Here is a 23,594-nt window from a genome sequence, read left to right as displayed (position 1 = left end):
ACCTGTAACTGCACCGTCGCGCAAATGACATGCGGGCTACCCGATGTTGCAACGCACAATCCCTAGCGCCCGTGCAGCGGGGCATTGGGGCCCTGCCAATATTTTTCAGGGAAACATGCATGCGCAAGGCTGCAATCTGGCTGCTCGCCGGTAGTTCGATTCTGATTTCTGGCACGGCGATGGCGCAGGACGTCCAGCCGGTCGCGCCGGCCTCGGCCGCCGACGAGGGCGGTGAAGAGGGCCAGATCGTCGTGATCGGGCGCGGCGAAACCCGTCAGGTCCAGCAGATCTCGGCGAGCGACATCGCTGAGCTCGCGGCCGGCACCAGCCCGCTCAAGGCGATCGAGAAGCTGCCCAGCGTCAACTTCCAGTCGGCCGATCCGTTCGGTGCCTATGAATGGGCGCAGCGCGTCTCGATCCGCGGCTTCAACCAGAACCAGCTCGGCTTCACGCTCGACGGCATCCCGCTCGGCGACGCCAGCTATGGCAACGTCAACGGCCTGCACATCAGCCGCGCGATCAGCAGCGAGAATGTCGGCGAGGTCCGCGTCTCGCAGGGCGCCGGCTCGATCGGTACCCAGGCGACCAACAATCTCGGCGGCACGCTGGAATTCTTCTCGCGCGATCCGTCGGACAGCTTCGGCCTCCATGCCGAGGGCACCTATGGCAGCGAGAACACGGTGCGCCTGTTCGGCCGTATCGAGAGCGGCGACCTGGGCGGCGGCGTGAAGGCCTATGCCTCCTATGTCTATTCGGACATGGACAAGTGGAAGGGCTGGGGTTCGCAGCGCACCAACCAGGCCAACGGCAAGATCGTCGCCCCGGTGGCCGCCGGCATCCGCCTGGTCGGCACGATCAGCTATTCGGATCGCCGCGAGAACGACTATCAGGACCTGTCGCTCGGCATGATCCAGCGCTTCGGCTATGACTGGGACAATATCTCGAACAACTATGCCCTGGCGGTGCGCATCGCCGACATCGCCAACAATCGCGGCGACACCGGCGCCCCGGTCTCGAACGCGGCCGCCGGCACGGTCTATCCGGCGCCGATCACCTCGGTCGACGATGCCTATTTCAACGCAGCGGGCCTGCGCCGCGACTGGCTGGGCTCGTTCGGGGTCGAGGGCGACACCGGCGGGCTGAACTTCGCGCTCAAGGGCTATTACCACAACAACCACGGCCAGGGCCTGTGGTACACGCCGTACGTCCCGAGCCCGGGTGCCGGCGCCTCGCCGATCTCGATCCGCACCACCGAATATGACATGGACCGCAAGGGCGTGTTCGGCCATCTCACCGGCGAGATCGGCGGCAACAACGCGCTGACCGTCGGCGCCTGGTACGAGAACAACGCCTTCCAGCAGGCCCGCCGCTTCTACGCGCTGAGCAGCCGCACCGAAGTGACCCGCGACAGCCTCGACTTCCAGTCGAACCCGTTCGCGACCCAGTGGGACTATGACTACACCACCGACACCTTCCAATATTATGTCCAGGACAAGCTGACGCTTGGCGCGCTGACGCTGAACCTGGGCTGGAAGGGCTTCAGCGTGAAGAACCAGGCCGATCCGAACGTCGCCGGCAGCCTCGCCTCGGGCGAGATCAAGGTGACCGACTGGTTTCAGCCGACCGCGGGCTTCAACTTCCGCCTCGGCAGCGGCGCCGAGCTGTTCGGCGGCTTCAGCCAGGTGACCCGCGCCTTCACCGCCTCGGCCACCACCGGCCCGTTCGCCACCACCCAGGCCGGCTTCAACGCGCTGCTCTCGGGCTCGACCAAGCTCAAGCCCGAACAGTCGGACACTTATGAGCTCGGCGGCCGCCTGCGCTCGGGCCCGTTCACCGCCTCGCTGGCCGGCTATTATGTCAACTTCCGCAACCGCCTGCTCGGCGTGACCACGGGTGCCGGCATCGTCGGCAATCCGGTGACGCTGCAGAATGTCGGCGACGTCCGCTCGCTCGGCTTCGAGGCGACCGGCGATCTGCGCCTGGGCAGCGGCTTCGGCGCCTTCGTGTCGTACAGCTACAATGACTCGACCTATCGCGACGACGTCCGCAACGCCGCCGGCACGCTGCTCGCGGCTACCAGGGGCAAGACCGTGGTCGATGCGCCCAAGCACCTGCTCAAGGGCGAGCTGACCTATGACCTGGGCGGCTTCAACGCCCGTGTCGGCGCCAACTATATGAGCAAGCGCTACTTCACCTACACCAACGACCAGTCGGTCGAGGGCCGCGTCGTGGTCGATGCCACGCTCGGCTACAAGTTCGACCTGGCCGGGCGCCAGCTCGAGATCCAGGCGAACGCGACCAACCTGTTCGACAAGAAGTACATCTCGACGATCGGCACGAACGGCTTCGGCAATTCGGGCGACAACATGACGCTGATGGTCGGCGCGCCGCAGCAGTTCTTCGTGACGCTCAAGGCCGGCTTCTAGGCGGCTTCTCTCTCCCGGACAGCAGGGAGGGAAGGGAAAGGCCGGGGCGAAAGCTCCGGCCTTTTCCGTTTGGGAGCGTCGCCGCCCAGTCCCGCCGTCACCCTGAACTTGTTTCAGGGTCCAAGGTTGGGCTTGGCGACAGCCTCGATAATCGAGCGCTGTCGCCCGCCGCGCGTTGGATGCTGAAACAAGTTCAGCATGACGGTGATGGGAGATCAGTTCTTCTTCGGCGCAGCCACCGGAATCGTGATCACCGCCGGCGACCGTCCCGGAGCCGCAGCCGGCGCCCCCGCGGGCCGCGGTGCCTTGGGCGCGTCCTTGGCGAAGCGCTCGCCGAAGCTGTTGCCGACATACCAGCGCGGTTCCTGATCGGCATCGGCGATCTCGCGCGCGATCAGGTAATTGATCTTCGCGAACTTGGCGCCGGCCTTCCAGTCGAAGGGCTGGCGGATGTCGTCGCTCACCTTGTGGTAGTTGGTCTTCAGGAAGTCGCGGAACGCCTTCTCGCCGCCATTCTTGAAGCCGGTGACGAGGAACACCGAAGGCACGCCCGCCTTGACGAAGCTGTAGTGATCCGAGCGCAGGAACAGCTGCTCCTCGGGCATCGGATCGGGCGACAGGGTGACGCCCATCTTCGCCGCCGCGCGCTCGACGATCGGGCCAAGCGTCGAATGCTCCGCGCCGAAGGCGACGACGTCCTGGAAGTCGTAGAGCAGGATCGGCATGTCGAGATTGACGTCGGCCACCACCTTGCCGCTGCCGACCACCGGATAGCGGGCAAGATATTCCGAGCCGATCAGCCCGTCCTCCTCCGCGGTCAGCGCGACGAACAGGATCGAGCGACGCGGCCGCTTGCCGCTCTGGGTGAAGGCGCGGGCGGCTTCCAGCATCGAGGCGACGCCGGCGGCATTGTCCATCGCGCCGTTGAAGATCTTGTCCTCGCCTTCCACGTCGAGCTGGGTGCCCTCGTGATCGAGATGCGCGGAGAGCACGACATATTCATTGGCGAGCTTCGGGTCCGATCCCGGCAGGATGCCGATGACGTTGTTGCTCTTCTTGATGGTGACGGTGCTGGTCCGCTGCAGCGTGACCTTCTGCTTGAGCGCGAAGCTTGCCGGCGCCGCATCCGGCTTGGCGAGCGCGGCGTAGAGCTGCGCCGCACTGGTCGGCGCGCCCTTGAACAGCGCGTCGGCGGCGAGGCCCTTGATATAGGCGCCGATCTTGAGCCCGGGGTCCTCGCCCTTGGGGAATCCCTTTGCGTCGAGCCAGTTGCTCTGCGGCATCTGGAAATAGCTGATTGCCTGCGCCCAGGGGAAAGCGCCCTTCAGATTCTCGGGCGTCACCAGATAGATCATGCCGAGCGCGCCGTGCTTGCCGGCGATGCCCGGCTTGTCGATCTTGCCCGGCGCCATGCCCGGCGGCGTGCCGATCAGGGCGACGACGAACTTTCCGGTCACGTCGAGCCCGGCATAATCCTCCTCGCGGCCATGGCCGACGAACACGGCGTCGGCGGTGAGGGTCTGGGTCTCGTCGCCATAGAGCGGGCTCGGCCCGAACAGCACATCCTCGCCGCCCGCGAACTTCTTCGTGCCGATCGTCGCCGAGGCCGGTTTCTCGGCATCGAGCACATAGTCCGCGATGTTGACCGGCTGGTACCAGCCCTGGGTGCCGCCCGGCTTGAAGCCCATCGCGTCGAAGCGACTGGAGACATAGCGCGCCGCGATGTCGAAGCCTTCGGTGCCGTTGTCGCGTCCGCCGAGCAGGTCGTCGGCCAGGAACTCGACATGCGCGCGCACTTCGTCCGGGCTGAACACCGGCTCGCTTTGCGCCCAGGCGACAGCGGGCGCGAGGCCGAGCGACAGCGCGGCGATAAGAGGCTTCAGGCGCATGGATACTCCCGGAATGGCGCGATTTTTCCGCAGGCTAGAGGAAATGAAAGGCGGCGCAACTGACTTGCGGAGGTCATACACCGCGTTATGCTCGACCCCATCCAGACCGTTCGGGGGAATCAAGACAGATGAAATCGTTCCTGATGCTTTGCAGCGCGGCCAGCTGTGCGCTGGCGATCGGCGCCGCGATGCCGGCCGCTGCGCAGCAGGCACCTGCCGCCGCGCCGGCCACCGCTGAGGCCAAGCCGGTGCCGGTCGCCGAGCTCGTGAAGAAGGTCGACATCCCGTATGAGAGCTTCACGCTCAAGAACGGCCTGCGCGTGCTCGTCCACACCGATCGCAAGGCGCCGATCGTCGCGGTTTCGACCTGGTACGATGTCGGCTCGAAGCATGAGCCGACCGGCAAGACCGGCTTCGCCCATCTGTTCGAGCATCTGATGTTCAACGGCTCTGAAAACGCCCCGGGCGATTTCTTCGAGCCGCTCAAGCAGGTCGGCGCCACCGATTTCAACGGCACCACCAGCTTCGATCGTACCAATTATTTCGAGACCGTGCCGCGCCCGGCGCTCGATCGCGCGCTGTTCCTCGAGAGCGACCGCATGGGCTACCTGCTCGGCGCGATCACCCAGGACGTGCTCGATGAGCAGCGCGGCGTCGTCCAGAACGAGAAGCGCCAGGGCGACAACCAGCCTTACGGCCTGGTCTATTACAAGGTGCTCGAGGAACTGCTCGGCACCACCCCCTATGGCCATAACGTCATCGGCTCGATGGCCGATCTCGATGCCGCCAGCCTCGACGACGTGAAGAACTGGTTCCGCTCGCACTATGGCCCGAACAACGCGATCCTGGTGCTCGCCGGCGATATCGACGCGAAGGAAGCAAAGCCGCTCGTCGAGAAGTATTTCGGCGCGATCCCGGCCGGCCCCAAGAGCGTGCTGCCCAAGGTGACCGTACCGACGCTGCCTGCGGCCAAGACGGTGACGATCAAGGACAGCGTGGCCGCCACCCTGATCCTGCGCAGCTGGGCGGTGCCCGGGCTGAACGACAAGGATGCGGTGCCGCTCAGCGTCTTCGCCTCGGTGCTCGGCGGCCTCGCCAGCTCGCGGCTCGACAATGAACTGGTCCGCAAGGACAAGACCGCGGTGCAGGTCTCGTCCGGTATCCAGTCGATGGCGCAGCTCGGCATCTTCACGGTCCAGGCCGTGGTGAAGCCCGGTGTCGACCCGGCGGTCGTCTCCAAGCGGCTCGACGAGATCCTCGCCGATCTGCTCAAGAGCGGCCCGACCGCGGACGAAGTGACCCGCGTCGCCACCACCAAGGTCTCGGGCCGTATCTCGGGGCTGGAATCGGTCGGCGGCTTCGGCGGCAAGGCCGTGGCGCTGGCTTCGGGCGAACTCTATTCGAACGATCCGCTGTTCTTCAAGAAGGAGCTGGAGGCGACCGCGAAGGTCACGCCGGCCGAAGTGAAGGCCGCCGCGAACAAATGGCTCAACCGCCCGGCGCTCACCGTGATGGTCGTCCCCGGCCAGCGCGAGGCATATCAGGAAGCGACCGCGGTCGCCGCCAAGCCGGCCGAGGGTCCCAAGGCCGAGCCGGTCAAGGGCACGCGCGGCGCACTGCCGGCGGTGTCGCCGATCGGCGACCTCGTCTTCCCGAAGGTGGAGCGCACCAGGCTCTCCAACGGCATCGAGCTGATCTACGCCAACCGCACGGCGGTGCCGGTCACCCAGGTCGAGATGAGCTTCGACGCGGGCGTTGCCGCCGATCCGTCGGAGAAGCTGGGCACCCAGCGCCTGACGCTCAACATGATGGACGAGGGTACCACCAGCCTCGATTCGACGGCGCTGGCCGAAGCGCGCGAGCGCCTCGGCGCCGGGATCAGCTCGGGCAGCTCGGCGGACCGCACCTATCTCAGCGTCGATGCGCCGAGCCCCAATTTGGCGGGCGCGCTCGATCTGTTCGCCGATGTCGTCGAGCGTCCGGCCTTCGCCCCGGCGGAGCTGGAGCGCGTGCGCGGCCAGTCGCTGACCGGCATCGCCCAGGAGCTGACCACGCCGCAGAGCCTCGCTGCCCGCATGACCCCGCGCGTGCTCTACCCGGCCACCAGCCCCTATGCGAAGCTGGGCGCCGGCTCGGGTGACCCGGCGGTGGTCAAGACGATCACCCGCGACGATCTCGTCGCCTGGCACAAGGCGTGGATCCGCCCGGACAAGGCCAAGATCTTCGTCGTCAGCGATCGTCCGCTCGCCGAGATCAAGGCGGCGCTCGAGGCGCGCTTCGGCGGCTGGAAGGTCGATGGCCCGGCGGGCACCAAGGCGTTCGCCGCCGCCAGCCAGGCGGTGACGCCCAAGATCATCCTGATCGACCGGCCGAACTCGCCCCAGTCGCTGATCGTCGCCGCGCAGCTCACCCCGGTCGATCCCTTCGCGGACACGCTGGCGGTGGCGACCGCCAACCAGGCGCTCGGCTCGGGCTTCCTGTCGCGCATCAACATGGACCTGCGCGAGGCCAAGCACTGGTCCTACGGCGCCGGCGGCGGCTTCAACTTCATGGAGCACGCGGTTCCCTACACGATCAGCGCCCCGGTCCAGGCCGACAAGACGGGCGATTCGATCAAGGCGATCCAGCAGCAGGTGAAGGACTTCCTCACCACCAAGGGCGTCACGCCCGAGGAGCTGACCCGCGAAGTCAACGGCTCGACTCGCGAACTGCCCGGCCGCTTCGAAACCTCGGACGCGGTGCTCAACGCGATGCAGCAGAACGACATCCGGCGCCGTCCGGACGACTATTTCAGCACCATCGCGCAAAAATATCGCGCGCTCACCATTCCGCAGCTTGACGCTGCGGCACGCGCGGCTCTCGACCCGAACAAGTTCGTTTACGTGGTCGTGGGCGACGCTTCCAAGGTCCGGCCGCAGCTTGACAGCATCGGCCTCCCCGTCGAGGTGGTTCCGGCAGCGTCGCTGGCGAGCACCAAGCCGGCGGGCAACTAATCAGGAGAGCTCTCATGGCGAATGTGGATGGCAGCTGGAACACGGTCGTGAAGTCGCCGCTCGGTGACCAGGCGGCGGTGTTCACCGTGACCAGCAACGGCGATACCTTCACCGGCACCTTCTCGGGCGCGATGGGCAATGCCGAGGCCAAGGACGGCAAGGTCGATGGCGACAAGCTGACCTGGTCGATGGACGTCTCGGTTCCCATGCCGATGACGCTGACCGGCGAAGCGACCGTGGACGGCGACACGATCACCGGCACCGTCACCGCCGGCGCGTTCGGCGCTTTCCCGCTCACCGGCTCGCGCGCCTAAGCACGCGGCCGCAAGGCTAGACGAGGCGCCCGTCCCGCACCCGCGGGGCGGGCGCCTTGCTTTTGGGCTTCTCAAGCCCCTCCCCTTCAGGGGAGGGGCTTTCATAGGCCCTGCACTCCGCTATGGGCTGAACCCGGGTTCACAAAAGGGGATGACATGGCGGGCGGTCTGGTCGCATTGCTGGATGACGTGGCGGCGATAGCCAAGCTGGCGGCGGCGTCGCTCGACGATGTCGCGGGCGCCGCGGGCCGCGCCGGCACCAAGGCGGCGGGCGTGGTGATCGACGATGCCGCGGTCACCCCGCGCTACGTCGTCGGCCTCACCCCGGACCGCGAACTGCCGATCATCTGGAAGATCACGCTCGGGTCGCTGCGCAACAAGCTGCTCTTCATCCTGCCCGTTGCCCTGCTGCTCAGCGCCTTCGCGCCCTGGGCGGTCACCCCGCTGCTGATGCTCGGCGGCTCCTATCTCTGCTTCGAGGCGGCCGAGAAGATCATCGAGGCGCTCGCCGGCCATCATGCCGAAGAGGAAGTTGCCGAGATCGCCAGCCCGGAGGAGCTCGAGCAGCGCCAGGTCAGCGGCGCGGTCCGCACCGATTTCATCCTCTCCGCCGAGATCATGGCGATCGCGCTCGCCGAGCTGCCCGACGCCTCGCTGCCGATGCGTGCCGCGGCGCTGGCGGCGGTGGCGATAGCGATCACTATCGGCGTCTATGGCGTGGTCGCGCTGATCGTGAAGATGGATGACATCGGCCTGCACCTCAGCCGCAAGCCCTCGGCCGGCGCGCGCCAGCTCGGCGCCGGGCTGGTCAAGGCGATGCCGGTGCTGCTCACCGCGCTGTCGCATATCGGCGTGGCCGCGATGGTCTGGGTCGGCGGCGGCATCCTGCTGCACGGGCTCGAGGTGTTCCACCTCGGCGCGATCCCGCACTTCGTCCACCATATCGCCGAGCTCGCCGGCCATGCCGTGCCGTTCGCCCAGGGCTTCGTGGAGTGGCTGGTCGGCGCGATCGGCGCGGGCATCTGCGGGCTGATCGTCGGCGCGGTGATCGCCGGGGTGCTCCACCTGGTACCGAAGAAGAAGGCGGCGCACTGACCTTAAACTCCCCTCCCTGGAAGGGAGGGGAAGAATCAGCCCCGCTTCACGCGCGTGACATGTCCCATCTTCCGCCCCGGACGCACATCGCCCTTGCCGTAGAGGTGCAGGTGCGTGCCTGGCTCGGCAAGCAGCTCGGCCCAGCGATGGGCGTCCTCGCCGATCAGGTTCTCCATCTCGATCGCGGTGCCGGTAAGCCCGGTCGAGCCCAGCGGCAGGCCGCAGATCGCGCGGATATGGTTCTCGAACTGCGAGCACTCGGCGCCTTCGATCGTCCAGTGCCCCGAATTGTGCACGCGCGGTGCCATCTCGTTGAACACGGGGCCTTCGTCGGTCGCGAAGAACTCGAGCGTCAGCACGCCGACATGGCCCAGCGCCTCGGCGACGCGGCCGGCCAGCGTCGCCGCTTCGGTCCAGTGGCGGGCGATCTCGGCGGGAGCGGGCACGGTCGACTTGTCGAGGATGCCGTCCTTGTGCTCGTTCCAGGGCGGCGGATAGCTCGCCAGCGAGCCATCGACGCCGCGCACCGTGATGATCGAGAATTCGTGGCTGAACGTGACGAAGCCCTCGAGGATCGCCGGACGCTCGCCGATCTCCTCCCAGGCGCTCGCCGCTTCGGCCGCGTCGCGGATGCGCACCTGGCCCTTGCCGTCATAGCCGAGCCGCAGCGTCTTCAGGATCGACGGCGCGCCGATCTCGGCGATCGCCGCTTCGAGCTGCTCGCGCGTCTCGACCAGCGCCCAGGGTGCGGTGCGCCCGCCAAGCGCCGCGACGAACGCCTTCTCCCGCGCGCGGTCCTGCGCGATCGACAGGCTCTGCGCGCCGGGGCGCACCGGCACCTTGCCGGCGAGGAACTCGACCGGGCCGACCGCGATATTCTCGAACTCATAGGTGATCACGTCGCACTGGGCGGCGAGCTCATCGAGGACGATGCGGCTGTGATAATCGGCGCGGGTGTAGCTGGAAGCGGTCTGGGCGGCGACGCTCTCCTCGTCGGGCGCCAGCACATGGGTGCGATAGCCGAGCTGGGCTGCGGCGACCGCGAGCATGCGGCCAAGCTGGCCGCCGCCCAGGATGCCGATGGTCGAGCCGGGGGGAAGCGCGCCGCTCATTCGGGGTCGATCGCCACGCTCTCGGTCTGCGCCGCGCGCCACGCCTGGAGGCGTTCGCTCAGCGCCTCGTCCGACGTTGCCAGGATCGCCGCGGCGAGCAGGCCGGCATTGATCGCGCCCGCCTTGCCGATCGCCAGCGTGCCGACGGGGATGCCGCCGGGCATCTGGGCGATCGAGAGCAGGCTGTCCATGCCCTTCAGCGCCTTGGACTCCACCGGCACGCCCAGCACCGGCAGATGCGTCATCGAAGCGGCCATGCCGGGCAGATGCGCTGCGCCGCCGGCGCCGGCGATGATCACCTTGAGCCCGCGATCGGCCGCGCCGGTCGCATAGTCATAGAGGCGCTGCGGGGTACGGTGCGCGCTGACCACCTTGGTCTCGTGCGGCACGCCGAGCTTCTCGAGCACTTTGGCGGCGTGGTGCATCGTCTCCCAATCGGAGGTGCTGCCCATGATGATGCCGACCAGAGGTGCCACGTCTTGCCCCAAGCTGTTGGAAGCGCGCTGACTAGAGCGAAGGGCGGGGGAGGGCAACGGCTAATCAAATCCTCCCCCAGCTTGCTGGGGGAGGGGGACCGCGACGCGAAGCGTCGGGGTGGAGGGGCGCGGCGGTTCACCGCCGCGTTGCGGCGGCCCCTCCACCATCGCTGCGCGATGGTCCCCCTCCCCGAGACAAGCTCGGGGAGGATTAAGGTCAGCGCTCGCTCAGATAATAACGATCCACCGCGTTCAGCTCGTCGTCCAGCTCATAGACGATCGGTGCGCCGGTCGGGATCTCGAGGCTGACGATCTCCTCGTCGGGAATGCCCGAGAGATGCTTGACCAGCGCGCGCAGCGAATTGCCGTGCGCCGCGATCAGTACGCGCTTGCCGGCCTTCAGCTCCGGCGCGATCGTCTCTTCCCAATAGGGCAGCACGCGCGCGATCGTGTCCTTCAGCGATTCGGTCTGCGGGATCGGCACGCCGTGATAGCGCTCGTCCTTGGCAAGGTCCCAGGGCGAGCCCTCTTCCGGCAGCGGCGGCGGCACGTCGAAGCTGCGGCGCCAGATCTTCACCTGCTCGTCGCCATGTTTCGCAGCTGTTTCCGCCTTGTTGAGCCCGGTCAGACCGCCATAATGGCGCTCGTTGAGCTTCCAGCTCTTCTCCTCGGGCAGCCACAGCCGGCCCATCGCTTCCAGCGCGAGGTGCAGCGTCTTGATCGCGCGGCTCTGGAAGCTGGTGAAGCACAGGTCGAAGTCGAGCCCCTTCTCCTTCATCAGCACGCCCGCGGCGGTCGCCTCGGCGACGCCCTGCTCGGTCAGGTCGACGTCCCACCAGCCGGTGAAGCGGTTCTCGAGGTTCCAGGCCGACTGGCCGTGGCGGATCAGGACAAGCGTGGGCATCGGGGAACTCCTTGCAACCGGTTGAGGGCGCTCTTAGCGGCAGCAGCGACAGGGACAAGCGCAAGGGAGTCGCAAGATGGCGATCATTCGGCAAACTCTGGTGTATCAAGGCTCCGGCGGCCCGTTCGAAGGCGTGATCGCCTATGAGGACGAAGTGACGACGGCGCGCCCCGGCGTGCTCGTCCTGCCGAACGTGCTCGGCCAGAAGGAAGCCGACAACGTCCATGCCGAGAATCTCGCCAAGCTCGGCTATGTCGCGCTGGCGGCCGACGTCTATGGCCAGGGCAAGCGGACGCAGCACGGCCCCGATGCCGGCGTCTACATGAACGAGCTCAACGCCGATCGCGCGCTGCTGCGCGACCGGCTGGAGGCATCGCTCGAGGCGCTGGCCAGCTTCGGCAATGTCGATCCCGGCAAGCTGGCGGCGATCGGCTTCTGCTTCGGCGGCAAATGCGTGCTCGACATGGCGCGCAGCGGCCTGCCGATCCTCGGCGGCGTTTCCTTCCACGGCGTCTATGACCAGCCGAACTATTTCACGGTCTCGCCGATCAAGACGAAGCTGCTGGTCTGCCATGGCTGGGAAGACCCGATCGCCCCGCCCGAGAAGACCGTGGCGCTGGCGCAGGAGCTGACCGAATCGGGCGCCGACTGGCAGATCCACGCTTATGGCCATGCCGGCCACGCCTTTACCGACCAGGACCGCAAGACCTCGACCGTGCCCGGCGTGGTCTATGAACCCAAAGCCGATCGCCGCAGCTGGCAGGCGATGACCAACTTCCTCGAAGAGGTGTTCGCCTGAGCAGCGGGATTCCCGCGCTGCCCCCTCGCTGATCCCCGGCGTTCGCCGGGGATCAGCGCACCGAAAGGCTGATTCATTGATCCGCACCGCTGATCGAGTCGGGACTTGGAAGAGATGACGCCGCCCCGCCCCAAGCTGCTGGACCGCGTCAACACCCGCACGGTCGACGAGGCGGAAGTCGTCGCCTCGGTGCTGCTGGCGATCGCGGTGGCGCACTGGCTGGGCGCGGCGAACGTCTATTGGGCGGCCTTTGCCGGATATATGGTGATGCGCGGCCATGCCGGCGAGACGCTGGTGCGCGGGCTGCTGCGGATCACCGGCACCGGCGCGGGTGGCCTGCTCGCGCTCGCCGCCGCGCCGTTCCTCGGCTGGTGGCCGGCCGCCGCGGCGGCCTTGTTCCTGGTCGGCGGCGGCGCGCTCTATGCGGCGATCACTGCCAGGCGCTCCTATGCCTGGCTGTTCTTCGGGCTCACCTTCGCAATGGTCGTGCTCGACAAGCTTGCCCATCCGCACGTCGCGCTTGCCAGCTTCGTCGAGACGCGGGTGCTGGAGACGGTGGCGGGCACGCTCGCCTGCGTCGCGGTCAGCCTTGCCTCCACGCTCACCCTGCGCCGGCGCTGGCCGGCGACGCCCGCGCCGCGTCCCGCCGGGCTCGGCTGGCACCCGGAAGCCGCGCGGCACGCGCTGCAGGCGGCGACCGCGCTGGCGCTGCTTGTCGGCCTGTCCGCCTGGCTGCATGTCCCGGCGCTGTCCCAGGCCGCGATCGGGATCATGGCGGTGATGCTGGTCCCCGCCGATTCGATCGGGGCGAGCGGGCTGCTGCCGGTCAGCCGCCGGCTGGTGCAGCGCTTCCTCGGCTGCCTGGCCGGTGCCGCGCTCGCCGCGCTCTTCCTGTTCGTCGCGCACGGATCGGCGCCGCTGCTGGTCCTCGGCACCGTGATCGGCGTGGTGATCGGCAAGCATCTTGAAAATGGCGATCATGCCCATCGCTATGTCGGCACCCAGTTCGCGCTGGCGATTCTCATCGTGCTGGTTCCGGACAGCTATGCCGATGCCGAGATCGGCCCGGCCCTGATGCGACTCGCCGGGGTGCTGATCGGCTTCGCGGTGCTCGAGCCGGTGCTGCTCGCCTGGCACTGGATCGCGCCGCGCCGGCAAGTAGTGCAACAGTCAAACAGCGACGGGCCCGGCGATATCTAAGGAAACCGGCGAGTCGCCCCGGATGGTTAACGAAATGCCTCCAGCAGCAACTAGGATTCATCCGTAAGGTGCGACTACCATAAGGGTCTGCGCCGAATATTCGCGGGTCCTTGCCCGGTTCATAAACCCCTCACGACAGCAGCCGAGCGGTTGCAGAAGCAGGGGATTGCAGACCATGTCGAAGACCACGATCGCGCTTGAAGCCGCCGTTGCCACCGTCCTTGAGAACACCCCCAAGGATGCGCCGCAGACCAATCGCCAGCGCGTCACTGTCGACCGTGCCTTCGCCCAGATCCTCAAGCTGATCGCCCCGCGCATCCGCCATTTCGTCCGCCAGTATGGCCTCACCGCGCACTGGGAAGACGCCGAGCAGTGCTGCGCCATCGCGGTGCACCGCGCGATCGAGAGCTACGACCCCACCAAGGCGCAGTTCACCACCTTCGTGAACTGGCAGATCCGCGGCGAGCTGCAGAGCCTGCGCTTCCGCCTGATGACCGACCAGCGCCCCTCGGCGAAGAAGGTCGAGGCGACCACGATTTCGCTCTCCGCCCTTGCAACTTCGCCCGACGGTGACGAGATCTCGCCCGAAGCGATGATCGAGGACGAGGATGCGCTGGGCCGCACCGAGGCCGGCGCGTCGGACTATCTCGCCGAGGGCGCGGTTTCCGACCTGATCGACGCCTATGTCGACCAGCTCCGCAAGGTGGGTATCGAATCCCTCCGCCGCCGCCCCCGCGCCAAGGGTGCCGATGCGCCCGTCCGCCGCTCGGGCCCGTTCAAGACGGTCGATCCGGTCGAGATGGAGAAGCTCGAAGCCAAGCTGCAGCGCGACCGCGAGATCGTCGAGCGCCGCATCTTCGAAACCGCCACGCTCGACGAGATCTCGAACGACACCGGCGTAACCAAGGAGCGCATCCGCCAGATCACCAAGCGCGCCACCAAGACGCTGGTCGAGATCGCCACCGAGCAGCCCCGCTTCGCCGTGATGGCCGAGGATGCGCGCCGCGCCATGCCGCCGGCTCGTCCGCGCCGCAGCGCCGCGGTTGCCGCCGCCAAGATCTCGCTGCTCCCCGATCCCAGCGCGCTCCACAACCGCCTCGCCCATGTCGAAGCGATCGAGGCCGAGCGCCGCTCCTACATCACCCCGGCGCTGCCGGTGATGCAGCTGGTGATGCACTGATCCCGCGCACCGGGCTGCGCTGAACCGAAAAAGGCCGAGGCTGGGTGCCTCGGCCTTTTCCGTTTCCGGCGTTGGATCGGTCCTAGACCACCCGCGACAGGAAGCGGCTGAACGGATCCTCGCGATAGTCGCCGAACGGTCCGCAATCGGTGAAGCCGAACTGGCGGTAGAGCGCATGGGCGGCGTCGAACGCGTCGCCCGATCCGGTTTCCAGGCTCACCCGCTTGTAGCCGCGCGCGCGGGCGGTGGTCAGGATGTGTCCGACCAGCTTGGCCCCGGTGCCACGGCGCAGATGCTCGGAGGCGGTGCGCATCGACTTGATCTCGCCATGCTCCGAATCGAGCTCGCGCAGCGCCCCGCAGCCGAGCAGGTCCTCGCCATCCCATACGCTCCAGAAGGTCACGTCGGGCGTGGCGAGGCCGGAGAGGTCGAGGAAATGGCAGCTGTCCTTGGGCGAATTCGCCAGCATCCCGGCGAAATGCGTCTCAAGCAGCGCACGGACTCGCGAATCGTCGAGCCCGCCCTCGCGGATTTCCATTTCCTGCTCCCCCTTCTTGTTTTCCTTGGGCTCAGATCTCGTCGATAAATCCTGCCAAAGTCTCAAGACACGAGTGCGCCAGCGTCTTGCACCGCGCCGGCGACCAGGCGAACTCGGGGTCCGCATTCACTTCGTGGTCCTTGAACGGCATCTCCAGCGTCATCGAGACCGCGCCGAAGCGCTCGGCGAGCTGGTTGGTCGACATCGAGAGATTGGCCTGGCCCGGCGCCGACTTCTCATAGCCCAGGTCGAGCTGGAAATCGGGGGTCTGCTTGGCGAGGCGGCGGGCATATTCGTAGAATTTCTCGCCATGTTCGTCGGTCCAGGACGCGATGCCCTCATAGCCGGCCAGGAAGTTGGCCGGGATCGCCTCGTCGCCATGGATGTCCATCGCGAAATCGACGCCGGTTCCGTCCATCGCCGCCTTGACGAGGAACACCTCGGGGCTCTTCTCCATCGTCGGCGCATGCCATTCGCGGTTGAGGTTGATGCCCGCCGCGTTGGTGCGCAGATGGCCGCGGCGCGAGCCGTCGGGGTTCATGTTCGGCACGATGTGGAACACGGCCTTTTCGCGCAGGGCGAGCGCGGTCTGGTTGGTCGGATCGGTCAGGAACTCGAGCGCGCCTTCCATCCACCACTCGGCCATGGTCTCGCCCGGATGCTGGCGGGCATAGAGCCACACGGTCTTGGGGCCGGTGCCGAGCGTCAGCAGGTCCATCGGCTGGCCGTCGAGCGTCTTGCCGAGCTCGCGGTGCGCCACGCCGGGCATCAGCGCCATGCGGCTGATCAGGTCGTGGTGCCGCTCCATCGAATAGGGCGCGAAATAGGCGAACCAGACGAGATCGGTGTCGATCTCCTTGGTGAAGGTCAGCACGCCGTCGGCATAGGACGAATCGGCCGTCCGCCACGCCTCGCGGTCGGTCGACCAGCGCGCCTTGTAGCCCGGCCAGCCGAACGCATAGGCCGCGTTCCCCGCGTTCAGCAGGCGGAAGGTGAGCTTGCGCCCCTTCGCGCCCGCCACGCGGAAATGGAACCACTGGTAGAAGTCGGACAGGTGATCGGTGACGATCTCGAGGTCGACGCGGTCGCCCTCGATGCCGACGAGGCGGATGTTGCCGGAATCGAAGCCGGAATTGATCTGGATGGTCATTTCACCGTGATAGTGATGCCGGACTCGCCGGGGAAGTCCTTGAACAGCGCCCGGGCCATGCGTGCCGCCGCAACCGCCGGCTGGTCGGGATCGGTGCCGCTCACGCTGCCGCTCTGGGCGCGGCCTTCCCACACCGTGGTGTTGTCGCTGCGCCGGCGCAGCTGCACCCACAGCTCGGTCTGGTAGAGCTCGCGCACCTTGCCGCCGATGCCGAATCCGACATCGCCGCCAACGCCCACGCCGCCGCGGCGCCCGCCGCTATAGCTGCCGCCGCCGACGCCGATAGTGACGGGCGGCGGCTCCTTGAAGGCGCCCTTGCTCGTGCGGCGGAAAGCGACCGCGGCGATATAGCCCGAGGGCGTGCTGCTCACCGACTGGACATAGCCCAGCCGCTCCAGCTCGGCACGCACCGCGTCCGAATAGGCTTGGTATTCGGGCCCGAACGTATCGGTGTTGGCCATCGGCTCGACCGCCACCGTGGTGCGCTCCAGCGGCGCGCCCAGATGGTAGCGGGTCACGTCGATCGGCTGGGGACGATAGGTGGGAGCGCAGGCCCCCAGCGCGACGAGCAAGGCGATGCTGAGCGGCTTCTTCACGCGACGAACTCCTGTTTCGCGAACGGAACGTCCCCGTTTGCCCTCCAACACCGACCGCGTCGAGTCGGTTCCGTAGGGCGGTCGGGCGACTCCTGCCTTGACTTGCCCGGGATCGGACACTAGGCGAGCCCCTCTTTTCCGGCATTCCAAATTTGAGAAGCGAATCGGTCATGAAGATCGTGAATTCATTGAAGTCGCTCAAGGATCGGCATCGCGACAACCGCGTGATCCGTCGTCGTGGGCGCATCTACGTCATCAACAAGACCCAGAAGCGGTTCAAGGCCCGCCAGGGCTGATCCTGCGCGTGGAGGCCCCGTCGGCCGTCATCTTCGACGTCGGCAACGTCCTCTACGACTGGAATCCGCGGTACTTGTACGAGCGCCTGATCGGTGACGATCGGGCGCTCGACGCGTTTCTGGGTAACGTTGCCACCAAGGCGTGGCATTTCCAGCACGATGCTGGTCGCCCCTTTGCCGAGACCTCGGCAGAGCTGGCCGCCGCGCACCCCGAGTTCGCCGAGATGATCGCGCTCTGGGGTCCGCGATTCGACGAGCAGATCCCGCATGCGCTGCCGGGCATGCCGGAGCTGGTCACGGAGCTCGACGAATCGGGCGTGCCGCTCTTCGCGATCACCAATTTCTCGGGCGAGTTCTGGCCGCCCTTCCGCAACCGCGAATCGGCCTTGTTCGATCGTTTCCGCGACGTGGTCGTCTCGGGCGATGAGAAGCTGGTGAAGCCCGATCCCGCGATCTACGCGCTGGCGCTTTCGCGATTCGGGCTGGCGGGATCGGATGCGGTGTTCATCGACGATCGCGAGGACAATGTCGCCGCCGCCAATGACGCGGGCATCCATGGCCTGCTGTTCACCGGCGCGGACAAGCTGCGCGCGGACCTGAAAGGCCTGGGCCTCCTCTGAGCCCTTACCCGTTCCCCGGCGAAAGCCGGGGCCCAGGGTTTCTCGTCCGAATCGCTTGTGGTCCTGGGCCCCGGCTTTCGCCGGGGAGCCAGCTTAATTCAGCACCGGCAGCAGCGAATCAGATCGCGTCCGGGCCTTCCTTGCCCGGGTGGTTCTTCAGTTCGTCGCCGACCAGGGTCACCACGTGCAGCACGTTGGTCGAGCCCGGCGTCTTGAACGGCACGCCGGCGCACAGCACCACGCGGTCGCCCGATGCGGCGATATGATGGCGCAGCGCCATCCGCTTCGACTTGGCGACCATCTCCTCGAACGAATCGACGTCGCGGGTGTGCACCGCGTGCACGCCCCACAGCAGGCCGAGCCGGCGCGCGGTGTCGATATGCGGGGTCAGCACCAGGATCGGCACCGCCGGACGCTCGCGGGCGATGCGGCGCGCGGTCGAGCCCGAGCTGGTGAAGCAGGCGATGCCCGATGCCGAAACCGTCTTGGCGATGTTCTTCGCCGCTTCGGCAAGGGCATCCGCGGTCGTGGGATCGGGGCGCAGCACGGTGAAGTGGACGCGGTCGCCATGCGCGGGGTCGCGCTCCACCGCATCGGCGATCGAGTTCATCATCGCCACCGATTCGACCGGCCACTTGCCCGCGGCGCTCTCGGCCGAGAGCATGATCGCGTCGGCGCCGTCGTACACGGCGGTGGCGACGTCCGAGACTTCGGCGCGGGTCGGCGACGGGCTCTCGATCATCGATTCGAGCATCTGGGTGGCGACGATCACCGGACGGCCCATGCGGCGGGCGGTCTCGACGATGCGCTTCTGCAGCGGCGGCACGGTCTGCGGCGGCAGCTCGACGCCCAGGTCGCCGCGCGCGACCATCACGCCGTCGCACTGCTCGACGATCTCGTCGAGGCGGGCGATCGCCGAGGGCTTCTCGATCTTGGCGAGCAAAGCCGCCTTGCCGCCGATCAGGCGGCGGGCTTCCATCAGGTCCTCGGGGCGCTGGACGAAGCTGAGCGCGATCCAGTCGGCGCCCTGCTCGACCGCGAAGGCCAGGTCGCTGCGGTCCTTCTCGGTGAGTGCCGCGAGCGGCAGCACCATGTCGGGCACGTTCAGGCCCTTGTTGTTCGACAGCGGGCCGCCGACCTCGACGATCGTGGTCAGCCGGTCGGGCGCGACCGAGATCACGCGCAGCACCAGCTTGCCGTCATCGAGCAGCAGGCGGGCATTCTCGTGCGCCGCCTCGAAGATCTCGCGGTGCGGGAGTTCCACACGGGTGGCGTCGCCCGGCGTCTTGTCGCGGTCGAGGATGAATTCGTGGCCGGTGACCAGCTGCACCTTGCCGTCGGCGAACTTGCCGACGCGCAGCTTCGGCCCCTGAAGGTCGGCCAGGATCGTGGTCGGTCGCCCGAACTTCTTCTCCAGGCCGCGGATCGCCTCGAACAACGGCACCTTCGATGCCTGGTCGCCATGGCTCATGTTGATGCGGAACGCGTCGGCGCCGGCTTCGAACAGCTTGGCGATCATCTCCGGGGACGCGCTGGCGGGGCCGAGCGTCGCGAGGATGCGAACCTTGCGGGTGCGGGGGCTGATTGCCTTTGTCATCGTTGTCATATCCTCGGCTTGTGCCTCGGTGCCTCTAACCTCATATCGCACAGGATCAACCGCCGAGGTGGAAAATGGACGAACTCGATCATCTGGATGACGCTACCGCCGCCAAGGCGTTCCGCACGCTTGTCCGCCACCTCCGCCATCGCACCGATGCGCAGAACATCGACCTGATGGGCCTTGCCGGCTTCTGCCGCAACTGCCTGGCCGACTGGATCACCGAGGCGGATCCGTCGATCGCGAAGGACGAGGCGCGCCGCATCATCTACGACATGCCCTTCTCGGAGTGGAAGGCGCAGCACCAGGGCGAGGCAACGCCCGAGCAGATCGCCCGGATGGAAGAGAGCCTCAGGAAGAACGAAGTCCGCGACGGGGAGCTGGACGAAGCGCTCGACGAGAGCTTCCCGGCTAGCGACCCGCCTTCGATGACCGAACCGGGCCGCTGACCGGCTTTGCCGGCGGCTTGCCCGCGCCGTGTGTCGGTGGCTTGGGCAGCGCGCGCGGGGGCAGGGGCGCCAGCTTCCACTTCATCGCCTTGCCCACCGCCGCGCGCCAGATGTCATAGCCGGTACGGGTCATGTGCAGCCCGTCGCCGAGGAACAGTTCGGGGCGCGGCCTGCCGTCCGGCCCCAGCATCTGCGGCACGATGTCGACATAGCCGAGCAGCGGATCGGTCGCGGTGTATTCGCGCACCAGCGCGTTGGTCGCGCGGATGCCGTCGATCAGCCGCCAACGCGAGATACTCGGCTTGATCGAAAGGAACAGGATGCGCGTGCCGGGCAGCTTCGCCCGGATCCTGGCCACCAGCGCCTGGAAATCGGCGAAGACCTCGTCGGGGGTGTGGCCCGCCTCCAGGTCGTTGTCGCCGGCGTAGAAGACCACCGTCTTCGGCGCATAGGGCGTGACGATGCGATCGACATAGCGCACGCTGTCCGGGATCGTGGAGCCGCCGAAGCCGCGGTTGATGACATTGTGGCCCGGGAAATCCTTGGCCAGGTCGGTCCACATCCGGATGCTCGAGCTGCCGAGGAACAGCACGCCGCCTTTCGCCGGCCTGGCGACCGCGTCGCGCGCCTCGAACGCGGCGATCTCGGCGGCGAAGGGCTGCTTCTCGACCGGGATCGGGGCGGGGCGGATCGGAGCCGGCACGCGCATCGTCGGCGGCAGCTGCACCGGCACGGCCGGTTTGGTCTGCGCCAGGGCGGTGGCGGGCTGCAGGACAAGCGTCAGGGCGGCGAGAAGCGGGATTCGGCGGAAAAACGGCATGGCCCCGGGATAGCCGTCCCTGCCGCCGGGGGCAATCGACCGAAATGGATGGGGATGCGACCAGCGCGGAGCACGCGGATTGCGAGCTTGTGACTACAGACGTAAACGTTCTTCATGACCCGCCTCGCCTCCCTTCTCGCCCTGTCGCTCCTGCTTGCCGGCGGCCCGGCGCCGGTCCGTGCACAGGCGGCGGATCCGTCCGCCGAGATCGACAAGCTGATGGCGCCGTGGAGCAGGCCGGACCGGCCGGGCTGCGCGGTTTCCGTGATCCAGGGTGGAAAGTCGCTCCACGCGCGCGGCTACGGCGCCGCCAATGTCGAGGCGGGCATCGCCAACACGCCCGACACCGCCTTCCACATCGCCTCGCTTTCCAAGCAGTTCACGGCTTTCGCGGTGCTGCTGCTGCAGGGCGAGGGCAAGCTCTCGCTCCAGGACGATGTGCGCAAATATGTGCCCGAGCTGCACCGCTTCGCTCGGCCGATCACGCTGGCCCAGCTCCTGCACCACAGCAGCGGGCTGCGCGACCAGCTCAGCCTGTTCTGGCTGCAGGGGCGGCGCGGCGAAGACAGCGTCACCCAGCAGGACGCGCTGCGCGTGATCTTTGGCCAGCGCGAGCTCAATTTCGCGCCGGGCACGGCCTTTGGCTATTCCAATTCGAACTACACGCTGCTCGCGCTGGTGGTCGAGCGTGTCTCGGGCAGGTCCTTCGCCGATTTCCTCGCCGAGCGGGTGTTCCGGCCGCTCGGGATGGACCACAGCTATGTGGTCGACGACTATCACCGCATCCGCGCCGGTCAGGCAATGCCCTATGCGGCCGGCGAGAAGGAGGGGGCGCCTGGGGACAAGCTGCCCGAGCGCCGCTTCCTGCCCTATGCCAGCTATGGCTCCACCGATATCCGCTCCACCGCCGCGGACCTCGCCCGCTGGGCGGGCAATTTCCACGATCCGAAGGTCGGCGGCAGGGCGATCATCGACGCGATGCTGAAGGCCGATCCGGTCACCGGTTACGGCGGCGGCCTCTATATCGGCACGCATCGCGGCCTGGCGATCGCCGGGCATAGCGGCATCGATCCGGGTTTTGTCGGCCACTTCCTGGTGGTTCCCGCACAGGGCCTTTCGGTCTCGCTGGTCTGCAATATCGAGACCGAGGACCCCGTCTTCCTGGCGCGCCGCATCGCCGATCTCTATCTGGGCGGCCCCTTCACCGATCCGCCGCGCCCGGAAGTGAAGCTCGCCCCGGCCGAGCTGCGGCGCGTCGCGGGCAACTACCGCGATCCGCTCGGCGTCGGCTTCCTGATCGAGGCGCGCGAGGGAAAGCTGTGGATGCAGGGTTTCGCGCCGATGGTCGCGCACGGCGCGGGCGCCTTCAGCGTGAAGGACGCGCCGGTGGCGATCCGCTTCTCCGGAGAAGTGCCGGCGCGCACGCTGACGATCGACGGCCCCGGCGGCGCCCAGGTAGCGACGCGCTATGTGAAGCGGCGCGCGGTGGCGCTCACCCCGGCGGGCATGGCCGACTATCTCGGAACCTATTACAGCCCCGAGCTCGCCACGCTGGTGACGGTCGCGCGGCGCAAGGATGCGCTCTGGATCATCGGGCCGGGGTGGGAAGCCAGGATCAGCCAGCCGCCCGAGAAATATCGCGAGCACGATATTTTCGACACCGACTCGGTGACCGGCACGGTCCGCTTCCGTCGCGATGCGCGTGGCAGGGTGGTCGCGCTGACCAGCACCAATGGCCGCATCGTCAACCTGCGCTTCCTGCGCGTGACCGGGTTGCCGCAGCTTGGCGCGCTTGGGGGTTGAGCGGCGGGGCCGGCTCCGATAATCGCGCCCCTTTCCCGACTCTATTCTTCCAGGAGCTTCCACCTTGTCCGATTCGATTTCCGCCGAGCAGCTGCGCCTTTTCATCGAGCGGATCGAGCGCCTCGAGGAAGAGAAGAAGGGCATCGCCGACGACATCAAGGATGTCTATGCCGAAGCCAAGTCGACCGGTTTCGACGTGAAGACGATGCGCAACATCGTCCGCCTGCGGAAGATGGAGAAGCATCACCGCGACGAGGCGGAGATGCTGCTCGAGACCTACAAGCAGGCGCTGGGCATCTAGGACAACGCGTCATCCCGCCCCGGACCCGATCCGGGACGGGAGCTCGTGCCACGGGCCGGGCAATTGCCGCCTGAGGTCCCGGCTTTCGCGGGATGACCCAGTGGGCCGGGATGCCGAAATGGGGCAGGCATTGCCCATCCCCCCGCGCCTGGCCTAAAGCCGCGCGACCAGATTCATAGAGAAGCGCAATGGCAGGCCATTCCAAGTTCAAGAACATCATGCACCGCAAGGGCGCGCAGGATAAGAAGCGCTCGAGCATGTTCTCCAAGCTCAGCCGCGAAATCACCGTCGCCGCCAAGATGGGCTTGCCCGATCCGGACATGAACCCGCGCCTGCGTGCCGCGATCGCCGCCGCCAAGGCGCAGTCGATGCCCAAGGACAACATCCAGCGCTCGATCGACAAGGCGAGCAAGGGCGATGCGGAGAATTACGAAGAGATCCGCTACGAGGGCTTCGGCCCGGGCGGCGTCTCGCTGATCATCGAGGCGCTGACCGACAATCGCAACCGCACCGCCACCAATGTGCGCACCGCGGTTTCGAAGAATGGCGGCAATCTCGGCACCGCCGGCTCGGTGAGCCACGGCTTCGACCGGATGGGCCTGATCAACTATCCCGCCAGCGCCGGCGACGCCGAGAAGGTATTCGAGGCGGCGCTCGAAGCGGGTGCCGAGGACGTGACCTCTTCAGAGGACGGCCACGAGATCTGGACCGCCCAGGGCGATCTCCACGAAGTCGCCAAGGCGCTCGAGCCGGTGCTCGGCGAGGCCGAGGGCGCGAAGCTCGCCTGGCGCCCGCAGACCATGGTCGATGTCAACGAAGACGACGCGACCAAGCTGTTCAAGCTGATCGACGCGCTCGACGATGACGACGACGTCCAGACCGTCTGGGGCAATTACGAAGTCTCCGACGCCGTGATGGAGAAGCTGGGTTGATCCCAGCTCCCTCTCCCATTGGGAGAGGGAAGGGGCCCGCTGCCGAAGGCAGTGGGAAGGGTGAGGGTCGAAACCTCACCCCTGCGGCCCTCACCCTTCCGGCG

General features: G+C 67.2%; 22 protein-coding genes. 13 read left to right on the top strand and 9 right to left on the bottom strand.

The window, feature by feature from the left end:
* Nucleotides 1–119 precede the first annotated feature (119 nt).
* The gene (locus O3305_RS13495; protein ID WP_269573023.1) at nt 120–2,426 is read left to right on the top strand and encodes a TonB-dependent receptor; all 2,307 of its coding nucleotides are present in this window, start codon (nt 120–122) and stop codon (nt 2,424–2,426) included.
* A 215-nt stretch (nt 2,427–2,641) separates the two neighbouring features.
* On the opposite strand, the gene O3305_RS13490 is transcribed toward O3305_RS13495, so the two are convergent.
* Complete coding sequence (locus O3305_RS13490; protein ID WP_269573022.1) at nt 2,642–4,315, bottom strand: M20/M25/M40 family metallo-hydrolase; 1,674 nt, start codon at nt 4,313–4,315, stop codon at nt 2,642–2,644.
* A gap of 128 nt (nt 4,316–4,443) precedes the next feature.
* On the opposite strand from O3305_RS13490, the gene O3305_RS13485 reads away from it, so the two are divergent.
* The 3 genes from O3305_RS13485 to O3305_RS13475 all read left to right on the top strand — a co-directional run bounded on the left by O3305_RS13485 (nt 4,444) and on the right by O3305_RS13475 (nt 8,717).
* The gene (locus tag O3305_RS13485; protein ID WP_269573021.1) at nt 4,444–7,308 is read left to right on the top strand and encodes a M16 family metallopeptidase; all 2,865 of its coding nucleotides are present in this window, start codon (nt 4,444–4,446) and stop codon (nt 7,306–7,308) included.
* A 14-nt stretch (nt 7,309–7,322) separates the two neighbouring features.
* Nucleotides 7,323–7,622 (top strand): hypothetical protein, encoded by a 300-nt coding sequence (locus O3305_RS13480; RefSeq protein ID WP_269573020.1) that lies wholly within the window; start codon nt 7,323–7,325, stop codon nt 7,620–7,622.
* Nucleotides 7,623–7,778: 156 nt separating this feature from the next.
* Nucleotides 7,779–8,717 carry a DUF808 domain-containing protein gene (locus O3305_RS13475; protein WP_269573019.1) on the top strand — a complete coding sequence of 313 codons (939 nt, stop codon included), beginning with the start codon at nt 7,779–7,781 and terminating at the stop codon, nt 8,715–8,717.
* Between the two features lie 35 nt (nt 8,718–8,752).
* Here the strand turns inward: O3305_RS13475 and O3305_RS13470 are convergent, their stop codons facing one another.
* The 3 genes from O3305_RS13470 to gpmA all read right to left on the bottom strand — a co-directional run bounded on the left by O3305_RS13470 (nt 8,753) and on the right by gpmA (nt 11,209).
* Nucleotides 8,753–9,829: a 5-(carboxyamino)imidazole ribonucleotide synthase gene (locus O3305_RS13470; protein ID WP_269573018.1), complete on the bottom strand. Its 1,077-nt coding sequence runs from the start codon at nt 9,827–9,829 to the stop codon at nt 8,753–8,755.
* On the bottom strand, nt 9,826–10,281 hold the full coding sequence (gene purE, locus O3305_RS13465; RefSeq protein WP_269576516.1) for a 5-(carboxyamino)imidazole ribonucleotide mutase: 456 nt from the start codon (nt 10,279–10,281) through the stop codon (nt 9,826–9,828). Before purE ends, O3305_RS13470 begins: the two co-directional genes overlap by 4 nt.
* 241 nt (nt 10,282–10,522) lie before the next feature.
* Entirely contained in the window at nt 10,523–11,209 is a 687-nt protein-coding gene (gene gpmA, locus O3305_RS13460) for a 2,3-diphosphoglycerate-dependent phosphoglycerate mutase (protein WP_269573017.1), read from the bottom strand.
* A gap of 76 nt (nt 11,210–11,285) precedes the next feature.
* Here gpmA and O3305_RS13455 point away from each other — a divergent pair, with 76 nt between their 5' ends.
* From O3305_RS13455 to O3305_RS13445, 3 genes are all read left to right on the top strand, one after another.
* Nucleotides 11,286–12,008 (top strand): dienelactone hydrolase family protein, encoded by a 723-nt coding sequence (locus tag O3305_RS13455; protein ID WP_269573016.1) that lies wholly within the window; start codon nt 11,286–11,288, stop codon nt 12,006–12,008.
* A 114-nt stretch (nt 12,009–12,122) separates the two neighbouring features.
* Nucleotides 12,123–13,208, top strand: coding sequence for an FUSC family protein (locus O3305_RS13450; RefSeq protein WP_269573015.1), 1,086 nt, complete (start codon nt 12,123–12,125; stop codon nt 13,206–13,208).
* Nucleotides 13,209–13,383: 175 nt separating this feature from the next.
* Entirely contained in the window at nt 13,384–14,388 is a 1,005-nt protein-coding gene (locus O3305_RS13445; RefSeq protein WP_269573014.1) for a sigma-70 family RNA polymerase sigma factor, read from the top strand.
* 82 nt (nt 14,389–14,470) lie between these two features.
* Here the strand turns inward: O3305_RS13445 and O3305_RS13440 are convergent, their stop codons facing one another.
* Genes O3305_RS13440 through O3305_RS13430 form a run of 3 tightly spaced genes read right to left on the bottom strand, consistent with a single transcriptional unit; the run spans nt 14,471 to nt 16,672 of the window.
* Nucleotides 14,471–14,926, bottom strand: coding sequence for a GNAT family N-acetyltransferase (locus O3305_RS13440; RefSeq protein WP_269573013.1), 456 nt, complete (start codon nt 14,924–14,926; stop codon nt 14,471–14,473).
* A gap of 31 nt (nt 14,927–14,957) precedes the next feature.
* Entirely contained in the window at nt 14,958–16,076 is a 1,119-nt protein-coding gene (locus tag O3305_RS13435; protein WP_269573012.1) for a M14 family metallopeptidase, read from the bottom strand.
* Entirely contained in the window at nt 16,073–16,672 is a 600-nt protein-coding gene (locus tag O3305_RS13430; RefSeq protein ID WP_269573011.1) for a DUF4136 domain-containing protein, read from the bottom strand. Before O3305_RS13430 ends, O3305_RS13435 begins: the two co-directional genes overlap by 4 nt.
* A gap of 170 nt (nt 16,673–16,842) precedes the next feature.
* Between O3305_RS13430 and ykgO the strand changes: the two genes are divergently transcribed.
* Complete coding sequence (gene ykgO, locus O3305_RS13425; protein ID WP_086130464.1) at nt 16,843–16,968, top strand: type B 50S ribosomal protein L36; 126 nt, start codon at nt 16,843–16,845, stop codon at nt 16,966–16,968.
* Nucleotides 16,969–16,976: 8 nt separating this feature from the next.
* Nucleotides 16,977–17,588: an HAD family hydrolase gene (locus tag O3305_RS13420; protein ID WP_269573010.1), complete on the top strand. Its 612-nt coding sequence runs from the start codon at nt 16,977–16,979 to the stop codon at nt 17,586–17,588.
* Nucleotides 17,589–17,706: 118 nt separating this feature from the next.
* Here the strand turns inward: O3305_RS13420 and pyk are convergent, their stop codons facing one another.
* The gene (gene pyk, locus O3305_RS13415) at nt 17,707–19,185 is read right to left on the bottom strand and encodes a pyruvate kinase (protein ID WP_269573009.1); all 1,479 of its coding nucleotides are present in this window, start codon (nt 19,183–19,185) and stop codon (nt 17,707–17,709) included.
* Nucleotides 19,186–19,259: 74 nt separating this feature from the next.
* On the opposite strand from pyk, the gene O3305_RS13410 reads away from it, so the two are divergent.
* Nucleotides 19,260–19,634 (top strand): DUF1244 domain-containing protein, encoded by a 375-nt coding sequence (locus O3305_RS13410; protein ID WP_269573008.1) that lies wholly within the window; start codon nt 19,260–19,262, stop codon nt 19,632–19,634.
* On the opposite strand, the gene O3305_RS13405 is transcribed toward O3305_RS13410, so the two are convergent.
* Nucleotides 19,597–20,454: an SGNH/GDSL hydrolase family protein gene (locus O3305_RS13405; protein ID WP_269573007.1), complete on the bottom strand. Its 858-nt coding sequence runs from the start codon at nt 20,452–20,454 to the stop codon at nt 19,597–19,599. The two genes, O3305_RS13410 and O3305_RS13405, sit on opposite strands and share 38 nt — an antisense overlap.
* Nucleotides 20,455–20,568: 114 nt before the next feature.
* On the opposite strand from O3305_RS13405, the gene O3305_RS13400 reads away from it, so the two are divergent.
* The 3 genes from O3305_RS13400 (at nt 20,569) to O3305_RS13390 (ending at nt 23,490) form a co-directional block, all read left to right on the top strand.
* Nucleotides 20,569–22,257 carry a serine hydrolase domain-containing protein gene (locus tag O3305_RS13400; protein ID WP_269573006.1) on the top strand — a complete coding sequence of 563 codons (1,689 nt, stop codon included), beginning with the start codon at nt 20,569–20,571 and terminating at the stop codon, nt 22,255–22,257.
* A 64-nt stretch (nt 22,258–22,321) separates the two neighbouring features.
* Nucleotides 22,322–22,558 (top strand): DUF2312 domain-containing protein, encoded by a 237-nt coding sequence (locus tag O3305_RS13395; RefSeq protein ID WP_183999475.1) that lies wholly within the window; start codon nt 22,322–22,324, stop codon nt 22,556–22,558.
* 188 nt (nt 22,559–22,746) lie between these two features.
* Nucleotides 22,747–23,490: a YebC/PmpR family DNA-binding transcriptional regulator gene (locus O3305_RS13390; protein WP_269573005.1), complete on the top strand. Its 744-nt coding sequence runs from the start codon at nt 22,747–22,749 to the stop codon at nt 23,488–23,490.
* Nucleotides 23,491–23,594: the final 104 nt, after the last annotated feature.

The sequence above is a fragment of the Sphingomonas sp. NIBR02145 genome, from assembly GCF_027359115.1.
Lineage (GTDB): Bacteria > Pseudomonadota > Alphaproteobacteria > Sphingomonadales > Sphingomonadaceae > Sphingomonas > Sphingomonas kyeonggiensis_A.
This window is presented reverse-complemented; position numbering and strand designations above follow the sequence as displayed.

Coding starts and splice junctions, on each gene's coding strand:
- O3305_RS13435 (WP_269573012.1), bottom strand. CDS start 16,076: ATGACCATCCAGATCAATTCCGGCTTCGATTCCGGCAACATCCGCCTC.
- O3305_RS13410 (WP_269573008.1), top strand. CDS start 19,260: ATGGACGAACTCGATCATCTGGATGACGCTACCGCCGCCAAGGCGTTC.
- O3305_RS13445 (WP_269573014.1), top strand. CDS start 13,384: ATGTCGAAGACCACGATCGCGCTTGAAGCCGCCGTTGCCACCGTCCTT.
- O3305_RS13495 (WP_269573023.1), top strand. CDS start 120: ATGCGCAAGGCTGCAATCTGGCTGCTCGCCGGTAGTTCGATTCTGATT.
- pyk (WP_269573009.1), bottom strand. CDS start 19,185: ATGACAAAGGCAATCAGCCCCCGCACCCGCAAGGTTCGCATCCTCGCG.
- O3305_RS13400 (WP_269573006.1), top strand. CDS start 20,569: ATGACCCGCCTCGCCTCCCTTCTCGCCCTGTCGCTCCTGCTTGCCGGC.
- purE (WP_269576516.1), bottom strand. CDS start 10,281: ATGGGCAGCACCTCCGATTGGGAGACGATGCACCACGCCGCCAAAGTG.
- O3305_RS13470 (WP_269573018.1), bottom strand. CDS start 9,829: ATGAGCGGCGCGCTTCCCCCCGGCTCGACCATCGGCATCCTGGGCGGC.
- O3305_RS13480 (WP_269573020.1), top strand. CDS start 7,323: ATGGCGAATGTGGATGGCAGCTGGAACACGGTCGTGAAGTCGCCGCTC.
- O3305_RS13390 (WP_269573005.1), top strand. CDS start 22,747: ATGGCAGGCCATTCCAAGTTCAAGAACATCATGCACCGCAAGGGCGCG.
- O3305_RS13455 (WP_269573016.1), top strand. CDS start 11,286: ATGGCGATCATTCGGCAAACTCTGGTGTATCAAGGCTCCGGCGGCCCG.
- O3305_RS13440 (WP_269573013.1), bottom strand. CDS start 14,926: ATGGAAATCCGCGAGGGCGGGCTCGACGATTCGCGAGTCCGTGCGCTG.
- O3305_RS13485 (WP_269573021.1), top strand. CDS start 4,444: ATGAAATCGTTCCTGATGCTTTGCAGCGCGGCCAGCTGTGCGCTGGCG.
- O3305_RS13405 (WP_269573007.1), bottom strand. CDS start 20,454: ATGCCGTTTTTCCGCCGAATCCCGCTTCTCGCCGCCCTGACGCTTGTC.
- O3305_RS13450 (WP_269573015.1), top strand. CDS start 12,123: ATGACGCCGCCCCGCCCCAAGCTGCTGGACCGCGTCAACACCCGCACG.
- gpmA (WP_269573017.1), bottom strand. CDS start 11,209: ATGCCCACGCTTGTCCTGATCCGCCACGGCCAGTCGGCCTGGAACCTC.
- ykgO (WP_086130464.1), top strand. CDS start 16,843: ATGAAGATCGTGAATTCATTGAAGTCGCTCAAGGATCGGCATCGCGAC.
- O3305_RS13475 (WP_269573019.1), top strand. CDS start 7,779: ATGGCGGGCGGTCTGGTCGCATTGCTGGATGACGTGGCGGCGATAGCC.
- O3305_RS13490 (WP_269573022.1), bottom strand. CDS start 4,315: ATGCGCCTGAAGCCTCTTATCGCCGCGCTGTCGCTCGGCCTCGCGCCC.